Annotated in this window: 12 protein-coding genes; 9 read left to right on the forward strand and 3 right to left on the reverse strand. The window is 66.6% G+C overall.

What is annotated here, in order from left to right; translation table 11 throughout:
• Nucleotides 1-62: 62 nt before the first annotated feature.
• The 3 genes from Q8M13_RS00630 to Q8M13_RS00640 all read left to right on the forward strand — a co-directional run bounded on the left by Q8M13_RS00630 (nucleotide 63) and on the right by Q8M13_RS00640 (nucleotide 4075).
• Nucleotides 63-968, forward strand: a complete 906-nt coding sequence (locus Q8M13_RS00630; RefSeq protein WP_305297682.1) for an SDR family NAD(P)-dependent oxidoreductase — start codon at nucleotides 63-65, stop codon at nucleotides 966-968.
• Nucleotides 969-1135: 167 nt separating this feature from the next.
• Entirely contained in the window at nucleotides 1136-2566 is a 1431-nt protein-coding gene (locus tag Q8M13_RS00635) for an MFS transporter (RefSeq protein ID WP_305297683.1), read from the forward strand.
• 96 nt (nucleotides 2567-2662) lie between these two features.
• Nucleotides 2663-4075: an MFS transporter gene (locus Q8M13_RS00640; protein WP_305297684.1), complete on the forward strand. Its 1413-nt coding sequence runs from the start codon at nucleotides 2663-2665 to the stop codon at nucleotides 4073-4075.
• Between the two features lie 43 nt (nucleotides 4076-4118).
• On the opposite strand, the gene Q8M13_RS00645 is transcribed toward Q8M13_RS00640, so the two are convergent.
• Nucleotides 4119-5231 (reverse strand): Mrp/NBP35 family ATP-binding protein, encoded by a 1113-nt coding sequence (locus Q8M13_RS00645; protein WP_305297685.1) that lies wholly within the window; start codon nucleotides 5229-5231, stop codon nucleotides 4119-4121.
• A 123-nt stretch (nucleotides 5232-5354) separates the two neighbouring features.
• Between Q8M13_RS00645 and hflK the strand changes: the two genes are divergently transcribed.
• The 4 genes from hflK to Q8M13_RS00665 all read left to right on the forward strand — a co-directional run bounded on the left by hflK (nucleotide 5355) and on the right by Q8M13_RS00665 (nucleotide 8849).
• Nucleotides 5355-6551, forward strand: coding sequence for an FtsH protease activity modulator HflK (gene hflK, locus Q8M13_RS00650; protein ID WP_305297686.1), 1197 nt, complete (start codon nucleotides 5355-5357; stop codon nucleotides 6549-6551).
• Nucleotides 6548-7438, forward strand: a complete 891-nt coding sequence (hflC, locus tag Q8M13_RS00655) for a protease modulator HflC (protein ID WP_305297687.1) — start codon at nucleotides 6548-6550, stop codon at nucleotides 7436-7438. The genes hflK and hflC overlap by 4 nt, the downstream gene beginning before the upstream one ends.
• A gap of 38 nt (nucleotides 7439-7476) precedes the next feature.
• A complete protein-coding gene (locus tag Q8M13_RS00660; protein ID WP_305297688.1) occupies nucleotides 7477-7983 on the forward strand; it encodes a GNAT family N-acetyltransferase in 507 nt (168 codons plus the stop codon).
• Between the two features lie 77 nt (nucleotides 7984-8060).
• On the forward strand, nucleotides 8061-8849 hold the full coding sequence (locus Q8M13_RS00665) for a S1C family serine protease (RefSeq protein WP_305297689.1): 789 nt from the start codon (nucleotides 8061-8063) through the stop codon (nucleotides 8847-8849).
• Here Q8M13_RS00665 and Q8M13_RS00670 read toward each other — a convergent pair.
• Complete coding sequence (locus tag Q8M13_RS00670; protein ID WP_305297690.1) at nucleotides 8833-9498, reverse strand: HAD family phosphatase; 666 nt, start codon at nucleotides 9496-9498, stop codon at nucleotides 8833-8835. The two genes, Q8M13_RS00665 and Q8M13_RS00670, sit on opposite strands and share 17 nt — an antisense overlap.
• A gap of 49 nt (nucleotides 9499-9547) precedes the next feature.
• Nucleotides 9548-10441 (reverse strand): phosphoserine phosphatase SerB, encoded by an 894-nt coding sequence (gene serB, locus Q8M13_RS00675; RefSeq protein WP_305297691.1) that lies wholly within the window; start codon nucleotides 10439-10441, stop codon nucleotides 9548-9550.
• Between serB and miaA the strand changes: the two genes are divergently transcribed.
• Together miaA and Q8M13_RS00685 are read left to right on the forward strand one after the other, a co-directional pair.
• Nucleotides 10440-11369 (forward strand): tRNA (adenosine(37)-N6)-dimethylallyltransferase MiaA, encoded by a 930-nt coding sequence (miaA, locus tag Q8M13_RS00680; protein ID WP_305297692.1) that lies wholly within the window; start codon nucleotides 10440-10442, stop codon nucleotides 11367-11369. The two genes, serB and miaA, sit on opposite strands and share 2 nt — an antisense overlap.
• Nucleotides 11370-11542: 173 nt before the next feature.
• On the forward strand, nucleotides 11543-12389 hold an 847-nt coding region (locus tag Q8M13_RS00685), incomplete at its 3' end, for a thiamine pyrophosphate-binding protein (protein WP_305297693.1).

Here is a 12389-nt window from a genome sequence, read left to right on the forward strand (position 1 = left end):
CTTGACCTCCCGCTTCCCGCGCCGCACAAACCGCGGCGAATTTTAATCCCTGGGAGACTTCCATGGCGGACATCCGCTTCGACGGCAAAGTCGCGATCGTCACCGGCGCTGGCGGCGGCCTTGGCCGTCAGCACGCCCTTGAGTTGGCCCGTCGCGGCGCCAAGGTCGTGGTCAACGACCTCGGCGGTTCGGTTGACGGTTCGGGCGGGTCCTCCGCCGCCGCGGACGCGGTCGTGGCCGAGATCAAGGCCGCTGGCGGCGAGGCCATCTCCAACGGCTCGTCGGTCACCGACGACGCCGGCGTCGCCCTGATGATCAAGCAGGCCATGGATACCTGGGGCCGCATCGACATCCTGATCGCCAACGCCGGCATCCTGCGCGACAAGTCCTTCTCCAAGATGGAACTGGCCGACTTCGAGCTGGTCGTGAACGTCCACCTCATGGGCACCGTGAAGCCCGTGAAGGCCGTCTGGAAAATCATGCGCGAGCAGAACTACGGCCGCATCGTCGTGACGACCTCGTCGTCGGGCATGTACGGCAACTTCGGCCAGTCGAACTACGGCGCGGCCAAGCTCGGCATCATCGGCTTCATGAACACCATCAAGCTCGAAGGCCAGAAGAACAACATCCACATCAACGCCATCAGCCCGGTGGCCGCCACCCGGATGACCGAGAACCTGATGCCTCCGGCGGTGCTGGAAAAGCTGAAGCCGGAATACGTGACCCCGGGCGTCGTCTACCTGGCCTCGGAAGAAGCCCCGACCGGCGCGATCCTGACCGCCGGCGCCGGCGCTTTCGCCATGTCGCGCATTTACGAAACCGAGGGCGTGTACCTCGGCGAGGGCGGCCTGTCGGTCGAGGAAGTCCGCGACAACTGGTCCAAGATCTCCGATCCGGAAGGCCAGCAGGCCTATGTCAACGGCGGCGAGCAGAGCGGCAAGTTCTTCCGCAAGCTGCAAGGCGGCTAAGACCCACACCAAAAAGGTGCAAGTTAGCGGGCGGTCGTTTCTCAAGGAGGCGGCCGCCCGTTTTTGTTTCGACGAATTCACTTGCCGCCGCCTAGGTTATCGCGCGTAACCTGGATCCGAGACCGGGCCCGATCAGAGGCCTGGATCGATCATGGGAGAATCGAAACTTGACCCAGGCCCCGCCGGCTGCGCGCGCCCGAGCCCTGCCCCTATCCACCGCCTTTGCCTTCGCCGCCACCAGCCTGCCGATCTCAGCGGTCGCGATCGCGGTTTCGGTCTACCTGCCTCGCCACTACGCCAGCCATCTGGGGATCGACCTGGCCTTGATCGGCGCGGCCTTCTTCTTCGTCCGCATGATCGACATTCCGATCGACGGCCTGCTGGGCTGGTCGATGGACAAGACCCGCAGCAGATGGGGCCGCTACCGGATCTGGACGATCCTGGGGGCGCCTGTCCTGATGGCGGGGATCTACTTCCTCTTCATGCCGCCGGAAGGCGTAGGTCGGGCCTATCTGATCATCTGGTTGCTGGTCATGTACCTGGGCAACTCGATCCTCACCCTCTCCCACGTCGCCTGGGCCGCGACGCTCGCACCCCACTACGACGACCGCTCCCGGCTATTTGGGATCATGACCGCCATTGGCGTGATCGGCGCGGCGGCTGCGCTGGCGATCCCCATCATCAACGAAGCTCGAGGCGCCTCGGACGCGGGCAACGTCGCCACCATGGGCTGGTTCATTTTCGCCATGACTCCGATCGCCGTGGCCCTGGTCGTCTGGCGCACTCCCGAAAAGATCGCGCCGGAGGTGGCCGGCCAACAGTTCCGCATGCGGGACTATTGGGCGCTGATAGCCCGCCCCTCCTTCGCCCGGATCCTCCTGGCTGACCTGTGCCTCGCGCTTGGCCCGGGCTGGATGAGCGCGCTCTACCTGTTCTTCTTCACCGACAGCCGCGGCTACACCACCGGCCAAGCCAGCATCCTGCTGGCGATATACATCCTGGCGGGCTTCGTCGGGGCGCCGCTGATGGGGCGCCTGGCGACCAAGATCTCCAAGCACCGCGCGGTGATGGTCGCCACGACCGGCTACTCGCTGGTGCTAATCTCGCTGATGGCGATCCCCCAGGGCAACATGCTCATCGGCGCGGTCCCGATGTTCATGGCCGGCTTCCTGGCCGCCGGTTTCAACGTCCTGACGCGGGCGATGACCGCAGACATCGCCGACGAGGTGCGCCTTGAACAGGGCAGAGAGCGTGCGGGCCTGCTCTACGCCATGACAGTGATGACCTCCAAGATCGCCGGCGCCTTCTCGATCGGTCTGACCTTCTTCGTGCTCTCGAAGGTCGGCTATATCGCCACGGAAGGCGCAGCCAACACGCCCGAAGCGATCCACAACCTTGAGCTCGCCTACCTGATCGGTCCGGTGGCGTTCGTCATGCTCGGTGGGGCCTGCATGTTCGGCTACAAGCTGGGCCCCGAGCGGCACGCCGAGATCCGCCGCCAGCTCGACGAACGCGACGCCCTCTATGACGAGGCGCCAGTCATCGAGACGATTTCCGGTGAGGCGGCCATTGCGGTCCCACCCCAAGCAAGCAGATAGTACCTGAGATTGATACCGGCCTGGGACCTCGTCCCGGGCCGTCATTTTCTAAGCCGCCCGGACCATTTTTCCCGGGACCAGACATTTGAGGCATTCATGGCGAATACCGCCACCAGCAGCCAACGGCTGTCACTGCCCGTGGTCATGTCGTTTGCATCGACCGCGCTTCCCATCGCCGCCATTGGGCTGGTGATGGCGGTTTATCTTCCCCGCTTCTTCGCCGCGCAGCTTGGCCTGTCGCTCGTCGCGGTCGGCAGCGCCTTCACTATCGTGCGACTGCTCGACATGGCCCTCGACCCGGCCCTGGGGATGGCCATGGACCGCACGCAGTCGCGGTTCGGCCGCTACCGGCCTTGGCTGGTGCTCGGCGCGCCAATCGTCATGGCGGCCTCCTACATGCTGTTCATGGCCAAGCCCGGGATCACCGAGGGCTACCTGATCGGCTGGCTCCTGGTGCTCTATGTCGGCATCTCGATCCTGACCCTGGCTCAGGCGGCCTGGGCCGCCTCGCTGGCGACCGACTATCATGACCGCTCGCGCGTCTATGGCGTGATCCAGGCGGTCGGCGTGGTTGGGGCGGTGCTGATCCTGCTGCTCCCGCTGGCCCTCGGCCCCAAGGGCACCGGCGCCAACGGCGTCCACGCCATGGGCTGGTTCTGCATCATCCTGCTGCCTATCACCGTTGCCCTGTGCTCGTTCGTGACCCCCGAGCGCATCAACCCCGAGGCCGACAAGGAACGCGCCACCCTGGCCGACTACTGGGATCTGGTCCGCCGCCCGGAAATGGCGCGGCTGATCTTCGCCGACCTGTTCATGGCGCTTGGTCCGGGCACCACGGCCGCCCTCTATCTGTTCTTCTTCCACGACGCCCGGGGCTACTCGACCCAGCAGACCGGCGTGCTGCTGGTCTTCTTCATCGCCGCGGGCCTGCTCGGCTCGATGTTCTGGGGCTGGCTGGCGCAGAAGGTCGGCAAGCACCGTGCGATCATCACCGCGGCGGTTGCCTACGCCTTCACCCAGTCAGCGCTGATGATCATTCCGCCGGCCACCATGTCGCTGGCTATCCCCGGCATGATGTCGGTCGGCTTCGTCTCCTCGGCCTTCATCCTGATCGTCCGGGCCATGGTCGCCGACGTCGCCGACGAGGTCAGGCTTGAAACCGGCAAGGAACGCGTCGGTCTGCTCTACGCCCTGGTCACGACCACCCAAAAGATCGGGACGGCGATCACGGTCGGCATCAGCTTCTGGGTGCTCGACATCGTCGGCTACAACGCCGCCGAAGGCGCGGTGAACACCCCCGAGGCCATCCGGGGCCTGGAGCTCTGCTACGTCTTCGCCCCGATCATCTTCGTGTTCTTCGGCGGCGCGGCCTTCATTGGCTGGAAGCTGGACGCCACCCGCCACGCCGACGTGCGCCGCCAGCTCGATGAACGCGACGCGTTGGCCGCCCAGGCGGCGCTGCTGGACTCGGTCAGCGGCGTCGGCCTGGCGACCGATACCCCCCGCTAGGGAGATAGCCTCCTCCCCCGCGGTGTGGGGGAGGAGCAGGTCGTCAAACCATCAACGCCTTGGCCGCGGCGATGAAAGCCTGGGCCGCAGCGCTGTCCGGCGTCGTGGCCACCACCGGGCGGCCGTTGTCGCAGGCTTCGCGCAAGGCCATCTCCAAAGGCACCTCGGCCAGCAGCGGTACGCCCAGACGTTCAGCCTCGGCCTTGGCCCCGCCCGTACCGAAGATCGGGATCGGCGCGCCGGTCGACGGATCGGTGAAGAAGGCCATGTTCTCGATCACGCCGAGGATCGGAGTGCCGGTCTTCTGGAACATCGACACCGCGCGGCGCGCATCGATCAGGGCGATCTCCTGCGGCGTGGAAACGATCACCACCCCGTCGATCTTCATTTTCTGGATCAGGGTGAGCTGAATGTCGCCGGTGCCAGGCGGCAGGTCGACGACCAGCACGTCCAGCGGCTCGGCTTCCGAACCCCAGGCCACGTCGTTCATCATCTGGCGAACAGCCGAAGACGCCATGGGGCCACGCCAGATCATCGGCGCGCCCTCATCGACCAGGAAGCCGATCGACATGACCTTCAGACCCCAGGCGTGCAGGGGTTGAAGTTTGCCGTTCTCAAAGGCGGGCTCGCCGTCGATCCCCAGCATGCGCGGCGCCGAGGGGCCGTAAACGTCGGCGTCGAGCACCCCGACTTTCAAACCCAGCTCGGCGAACGCCGTCGCCAGGTTCACCGACACGGTGGACTTGCCCACCCCGCCCTTGCCGCTGGCCACTGCGATCACGCGGCGCACATGAGCCGGACGGGCCGCCTCGGGCGATGGAGCCGGCGCGGCCTTGGGATCCTCGCTCACGCGGGCGCCCTTGCGGACCCGGGTGACGCCCTCAGCGGGCGGCGGCGCGTCATGCTCAGCGGTCAACACCACCTGGGCCTTGGCGACCCCGGGCACGGCCGAGAGCGCCGCCTGGGCCTCGCCATGAACTGGGCCATAGAGCCCGGTTTCAGAGGCCGGGACCTCCAGCATGAAGCCAGCTCGACCGGGGCCAATCGTCAGTCCACGGACCAGGCCAGCGGCCACCAGACCCTTGCCCGATTTCGGATCTAAGACCCCGTCAAGGGCCGCGAGAACGGCGTTTCGATCGGGGATTGTCGAATCCATTGGGCCCTTTGCCTTGCTTTAACCGACGTTGAGTAACATATCCGGCTCACAGCGCCGGTTTACAAGCCCAGCCACGGGCCTCACGACGCGGCCGCGCCGAGACGAAAGCAAGACGACGCGACCATGCCTTGGAATGACAACGCGAACCCCGGTCCTTGGGGCGCTCCGCCCCCGAACGATGGGAATGGCGATAAAAAGCCTCCACCCCGCCGGCCCACCGGCGGTGGCGGCGGCAATGGTCCGCGTGGACCGCGCCGCCCTGAAGGGCCTGAACTGAACGCAGCGTTCGAGCGTCTGCAGCAGCAGGTTCGCGACTTCTTCGGCGGCCCCGGCGGCGACGGTATCCGTCCTGGCGCGATCGCTGCGGTGGCTGGTGTCGGCTTCGGCCTCTGGGCGCTGTCGGGCATCTACATCGTCCAACCCAACGAACAGGCGGTCGTCACCACCTTCGGCGCCTACTCGCGCTCCGAGGGTCCCGGCATCCGCTATCACCTGCCGATCCCGCTTGAGCGCGTCGAGAAGGTGCCGGTCACCAGCCTCAACCGCATCGACATCGGCGGCACCGCCACCAATGACGTGCCCGCCGAAAGCCTGATGCTCACCGGCGATGAGAACATCGTCGACCTGGACTTCAGCGTGACCTGGCGCGTGGCGAACGCCCGCAACTTCGTCTTCAACGTTCGCGACCAGGACTCGGCCGTCAAAGCCGTCGCCGAAAGCGCCATGCGCGAAGTCGTCGGCCGCACCCCGCTTCAGGACGTGCTGACGCGCGGCCGCGGTCAGGTTCAGGCCCAGGCGGCCGAGACCATGCAACGGACCCTGGATTCCTGGAACGCCGGCGTGACCGTCGTCGAAGTGCAGATCCGCACCGCCAACCCGCCGACCGAGGTCGTCGCCGCGTTCCGCGACGTGACCAACGCCCAGCAGGACGCCGAGAGCGCCGCCAACGAGGCCAACACCTATCGCAACCGGGTGATCAACGAAGCCAAGGGTGACGCGGCCAAGCTGATCGAATCCGCCCGCGGTTATCGCGAGCAGTCCGTGCGCGAGGCCACCGGCGACGTGTCGCGCTTCGACCAGATCTACAATGAGTACCGCAAGGCCCCTGGTGTGACCAAGGAGCGGCTCTACATCGAGACCATGCAACGCGTGCTCCAGAACTCGAACAAGGTGGTCATCGACGGCAAGGGCGCTAGCGCGCCGATCATTCTGCCGCCGGACGTCTTCCGCCCACGTACCGCCGCGCTGTCCGCCGTGCGTGTCGAGCCGCAACCCGAGACCGGCGCTGCGCCGACTCCCAGCACGGGAGCCGCCCGATGAACCGCAATCTCACCGTCATCGCCGTCATCGTCGTCGGTCTGCTGATCGTACTGTCGCAGACCTTCTTCATCGTCGACCAACGTACCCAGGCCGTGATCGTGCGGCTCGGCGAGCCGGTCCGCGTCGTGAACGCGCCCGGCGATCCGGACCCTGGCTTGAAGATGAAGGCGCCCTTCATCGAAAACGTCGTGATGTTCGACAAGCGCAACCTCGCACTGGAAGCCGAACAGGAAGAAGTCATCGCCGCCGACCAGCAGCGCCTGGTCGTGGACGCCTTCGTCCGCTACCGGATCTCCAATCCGCTGCAGTACTACCGCACCCTTCGTGACGAGCGGACCGCGTCCGACCGGATCGAACGGCTGGTGAACTCCTCGCTCCGTCAGGTGCTGGGTTCGGCGACCTCCAACGACATCATCTCCGGTCGTCGCGGTGAGCTGATGGCCAAGACCCGCGCCGATGTCGCCGCCCGCGCCAACTCGTCCAAGCTGGGCATCGAGATCATCGACCTGCGCATCAAGCGCGCCGATCTGCCGGCCGCCAACCAGGCGGCGGTCTATCGCCGGATGCAGACCTCCCGTCAGCAACAGGCGGCCGAAACTCGGGCCGAGGGCGAACAGCGCAAGCGTGAGATCATCGCCGGCGCCGACCGCGAAGTCGCGATCACGCTCGCCACGGCTCACCAGGAAGCCGAGACCACCCGAGGCGAGGGCGACGCCCAACGCACCCGTCTGTTCGCTCAGAGCTTCGGACGTGACCCGGCCTTCGCCTCATTCTACCGGTCCATGCAGGCCTATGAGGCTTCGCTCGGCCGCGGCGACACCACCATGGTGCTGTCGCCCGACAGCGAGTTCTTCAAGTACTTCGACGGCGGCCCGAACGCCCGCTAAGCCTAATGCCAAGGCTCATACGATCAGACCTCGCGCAGATGCCTTCCTTCCTGGAGGCCCTGCGCGAGGGATACTCCCGCGATACCCTGCGGGCTGAGACTCCGGAATCGATCGCCGAGATCGCGGCCGATCCGGAGGCCTTCATCGAGAGCCAGCGCAATCCACCGACGACCGTGACCTTGCCAGACGGCGGGCAAGGCGCGGCGGTGCCCTCGAGCGTCCTCTGGTACGTGGAGGGCGAGACGTTCCTCGGCTCCTTCCACGTCCGCCACCATCTCAACGAAAACCTTGAAAAGGTCGGCGGGCACGTCGGCTACGCGGTTCGCCCCAGCGCACGCGGTAACGGCCACGCTAGCGCCATGCTGGCCGAGGGTCTGGATTATATTCGCGCGAACCTGCCGCTGCGCCGCGTGCTGCTGACCGTCAATGCGCTGAACCCCGCCTCGATCAAGGTGATCGAGAAGAACGGCGGGGTGCACACCGCCTCGGTCCCGCATATCTGGCGACCAGGCGAGACCGCCTTGCACTACTGGATCGCGCTCTAAAGCCGCACCCCTCCCGGTGGAACCAAGCTCGACCTTGGCCGCTTTTGGGCGTGAAGGTTTTTCGCCCGGAGTCCGTCTTGCGCACCCAACAACTTCTGCACGCCGCGGCCGGCGTCGTCGCGCTGGTCATCCTGCTGCTGCTCGGCTGGGGCCTGACGCGCGGTTCGGACGACACGCCACACGCCCCGCGCGGCGGCGAGGGCTTCATCGGGGCCGTGGATCGAGGCCAACGCGCGACCGTGATGATCACCGTCTCAGGCGGACCGCGCGGCGAGGCCATGCCGATGGGATCGGGTTTCGTGGTCTCGTCGGAAGGCCTGATCGTCACCGCCGCTCATGTCACCGGCGGCATGCCGGTGGTCAGCGTGGTCTTCGCCGATGGCAGCGTGGCGCGGGCCGAATTGATCGGGTCGGACGAGGTCGCCGATGTGGCGGTGTTCAGCACCACCCCGGGCAAGCAATTGGTCCCGCTTACACTGGCCGACAGCAATCAGGTGAAAGCCGGGCAGCCGGTCGTCCTGATGGGCGCGCCGTATGGCCTGGTCGGGACCGCCACCTCGGGCATCGTCTCGGCGATCAACCGGCAGATCGGTCCGGCGGGCGAGAACCGCTTCGCCAATGGCGCCTTGAGCGGGCCGGTGACCGCCTACATCCAGACCGATGCGCCTTTGACGGCTGGCGGATCGGGTGGGCCGCTGCTGAATTCGTCCGGCCAGGTGATCGGCATGGCCAGCGCACGGGAGTCGCGGGGCGAGCCGGGCGCGGGCCTGGCCTTCGCCATCCCGTCCAATGTCGTCAAGGACGTGATCGAGCGGTTCAAGAACCCGCCCAACAACAATCGCGCGGCGGCTAGCGCGAGGCCCTGATCAAGGCCTCGACCTCATGCAGGTCACGGGCGATGCGGACGCAAAGGTCATGCATCTCCTGCGTGGGGTCGAGCAGGTCTGGAACCATGATGGTCATCATTCCCGCCGTGGATGCGGCGCGCACGCCGTTATGGCTGTCCTCAAGCGCCAAGCAGAACTCAGGCGCGATCCCCAACCGCGCGGCCGCGGTCAGGAAGGGATCGGGATTGGGCTTGCCGAGCACATAGTCGCCCCGCGCCACCACCGTGTTGAACCGCGGGATGATGCCGCTGTGGCCGAGGTGGGATTGAACTGACCGATGGCTCGACGAGGTCGCGATCGCGCGAGGCAGGCCAAGTTCGTCCAAGTGGTCCAGCAACTCGACGACCCCGGCCTTGAGCGCCACCCCGGCGACGCAGGCTGCATCCACGTAGTCGCGGATACGGGTGTTGAAGGACTCGATCGGGAAATCGTCTCCGAAGTGGTCAAGCACCTTGCGGTCGCCCGACGGGCCCGGCAGGCCGATCATGCTTTTGAACAGCGACAACGGCATGTCGTGGCCGTCCTCGGCCGCCACTGCGATCATCGCGTCGCGATAGACGACTTCGGTGTCGCAGAGCAGGCCGTCCATGTCGAAGACGACGGCGAGGGGCGCGCGAGGCAAGCTCATGGCGCTGTCTCTAGCGAGCTTGGCCCTATGGCGGAAATCAAACCCCGCTTCAGTCGGTTACGAACTCGTCGGCGCGATAGCCTTGGAAATAGAGCAGCGCCGTGAGCGAGGCATGGTCCACCTTGGCGTCGGCTTGGGCCGCCACGATCGGCTTGGCGCGGTAGGCCACGCCCAGGCCCGCAGCTTCGATCATGCCCAGGTCATTGGCGCCGTCGCCGACCGCCAGGGTTTCCGCCAGCTCGATCCCCTGGGCTTGAGACAGGTCCTTCAACGAAGCGAGCTTGGCTTCGCGGCCAAGGATCGGCTCTCCGACCGTCCCGGTCAGGCCGTGGCCGTCGTCGTGCAGAATGTTGGCGCGGTCGAGATGGAAGCCTGCGGCCTGAGCCACGCGGCTGGTGAAGAAGGTGAAGCCGCCGGAGACCAAGGCGCAGCGAGCGCCATGCGTCGCCATGGTTCGGACTAGCGTCCGGGCGCCCGGATTAAGCCGAACACGCTCGTCATAGGCCTGTTGCAGCGCGCTGAGCGGCAAGCCCTTGAGCATGGCCACGCGCTCGCGCAGAGCCGCCTCGAAGTCGAGCTCGCCCTGCATGGCGCGCTCGGTGATCGCCGAGACCTGTTCTTTCACGCCCGCGAAGTCGGCCAGTTCATCGATGCACTCGCAGCCGATGATGGTGGAGTCCATGTCGGCGATCAGCAGTCGCTTGCGACGCCCGTTCCAGGGTTGGGCGCAGATATCGACCGGCAAGTGCGCAAGACTGGCTTCCGCCGCGGCGCGGACCAATCCGACGGCCTCAGCTTCAACCAGTAAATCCACGGCGCCGTCGCCAAGGATGCGGGGCTCCTTGACGCGGGCATGGGCTCCTGCGAGCGCTGGCGTTACAAGGGCGACGGCCTGTAGAGCCGCGTCTGAATCGGGACCGACAAGGGTAAGGGCGATCTGCATGGAGCCCCGCATCTGGCTGATCGCCGGGCCGACGGCAAGCGGCAAGTCGGCGCTGGCCCTGCGGCTGGCCCAGGAAATCGGCGCCGAGATCGTCAATGGCGACGCGCTGCAGCTCTATGCCGACCTGCGCCTGCTGACCGCGCGTCCATCAGTCGAGGAAGAGGCTCAAGCCCTCCATCACCTGTTTGGAACCGTCGACGCCGCTGACGGCTGGTCGGTCGGCCGTTGGCAGCGGGCCGCCACCTCAGTGCTGGGCGATATCGCCGAACGGGGACGCCCGGCGGTGGTCGTAGGCGGCACCGGCCTTTATTTCCGCGCTCTCACCCATGGGCTGGCCGACGTGCCGCAGACGCCTGCCGAGGTTCGCCGCGCATCCGCCGCAGATTTCGACGCCTTGGGCGAAGCCGCCTTCCGCGACCGGTTGGCGCAGGTCGATCCTGCCGCCGAGGCCCGGATTTCCCCGGCCGACCGTCAACGACTATCGCGCGCCTGGGAAGTCTACGCCGCCACCGGGACCTCGCTCAGCGACTGGCAGGCTCGCACCGATCCGGCCCTGGAGCCCGCTTCCTGGAACGCCGTCGCGCTGGAGCCGCCTCGTCAGGCCCTCTACGACCGCTGCGATGTCCGGCTCGAGAACATGATTGATCAGGGGGCCTTGGACGAGGTCGCCGCCCTCGCCGCGCGGGAACTGGATCCGGCCCTGCCCGCCATGAAGGCCGTCGGCTACCGCGAACTGGCCGCCTATCTGCGGGGCGAGACCAGCCTCGCCGAGGGATTGGACGCCGCTCAACGCGAGACCCGCCGCTACGCCAAGCGCCAGTCGACCTGGCTGCGAGGACAGATGGCCGACTGGCCCCGGATCGACGCCGTCGACCACGAAAGCCAGTGGAGGCAGTTTCTTGCTCTCAGCCCCGCCTTGACGGGCTGATCGGGGCATGTCATGAGCGTTGCTGACTTCATTTGGAGAACGCTCGTGCGTGAGCTTCTTGTACTCTCTGGGCGACCTCTCGCGGACTGACATCGTCGTCAGCCCGTTAAAGGTCGCTTGCCACAGGCCCCATTGAGGGCCTTTTTTATTGCCGAAAACCAAGGCCGCCCGAAATGACCGCCCACCAGACTATCGAAGCCCCCGCCACGACCGAAACCCTGACCGGCGCCGAGATCGTGGTCCGCGCCCTCATCGACCAGGGCGTCGAAGTGCTCTTCGGCTATCCGGGCGGCGCGGTCCTGCCGATCTATGACGCCTTGTTCGAAGAGGCGCGGCTGCAGCACGTGCTGGTCCGCCACGAGCAGGGCGCGACCCATGCCGCCGAGGGCTACGCCCGCTCGACCGGCAAGCCGGGCGTCGTCCTAGTCACCTCGGGCCCGGGCGCGACCAACGCCATCACCGGCATTGTCGACGCGCTGATGGACTCGATCCCGATGATCGTCTTCACCGGCCAAGTCGCCACGCACCTGATCGGCACCGACGCCTTCCAGGAATGCGACACCATCGGCATCACCCGGCCGATCACCAAGCACAACTACCTGGTGAAGGACGTGGCCGATCTGCCCCGGATCATCCACGAGGCCTTCCACATCGCCACCTCGGGCCGCCCTGGCCCGGTGGTCATCGACATCCCGAAGGACGTGCAGTTCTCCAAGGGCGCCTATCAGGGCCCCAAGGAAGTCGTTCACGCCCACAACTACAATCCGCGGACCAAGGGCGACTCGGCCAAGATCGCCGAGGCCGTGGCGATGATCGCCGGCGCGCGTCGGCCGATCCTCTACACCGGTGGCGGCGTCATCAACGCCGGCCCCCGCGCCTCTGAGCTGCTGCGCGAATTCGCCAAGCTGACCGGCGCGCCGGTCACCTCGACCCTGATGGGCCTGGGCGCCTTCCCCGCCTCCAATCCGGCGTGGCTGGGCATGCTGGGCATGCACGGCAGCTTCGAAGCCAATAACGCCA

It is taken from the genome of Phenylobacterium sp., assembly GCF_030681155.1.
GTDB lineage: Bacteria > Pseudomonadota > Alphaproteobacteria > Caulobacterales > Caulobacteraceae > Phenylobacterium.

What these genes read in the sequence shown, in the direction of transcription:
- hflC (WP_305297687.1), top strand. Translation starts at nt 6,548, where the DNA reads ATGAACCGCAATCTCACCGTCATCGCCGTCATCGTCGTCGGTCTGCTG.
- Q8M13_RS00645 (WP_305297685.1), bottom strand. Translation starts at nt 5,231, where the DNA reads ATGGATTCGACAATCCCCGATCGAAACGCCGTTCTCGCGGCCCTTGAC.
- miaA (WP_305297692.1), top strand. Translation starts at nt 10,440, where the DNA reads ATGGAGCCCCGCATCTGGCTGATCGCCGGGCCGACGGCAAGCGGCAAG.
- Q8M13_RS00630 (WP_305297682.1), top strand. Translation starts at nt 63, where the DNA reads ATGGCGGACATCCGCTTCGACGGCAAAGTCGCGATCGTCACCGGCGCT.
- Q8M13_RS00640 (WP_305297684.1), top strand. Translation starts at nt 2,663, where the DNA reads ATGGCGAATACCGCCACCAGCAGCCAACGGCTGTCACTGCCCGTGGTC.
- serB (WP_305297691.1), bottom strand. Translation starts at nt 10,441, where the DNA reads ATGCAGATCGCCCTTACCCTTGTCGGTCCCGATTCAGACGCGGCTCTA.
- Q8M13_RS00660 (WP_305297688.1), top strand. Translation starts at nt 7,477, where the DNA reads ATGCCTTCCTTCCTGGAGGCCCTGCGCGAGGGATACTCCCGCGATACC.
- Q8M13_RS00670 (WP_305297690.1), bottom strand. Translation starts at nt 9,498, where the DNA reads ATGAGCTTGCCTCGCGCGCCCCTCGCCGTCGTCTTCGACATGGACGGC.
- hflK (WP_305297686.1), top strand. Translation starts at nt 5,355, where the DNA reads ATGCCTTGGAATGACAACGCGAACCCCGGTCCTTGGGGCGCTCCGCCC.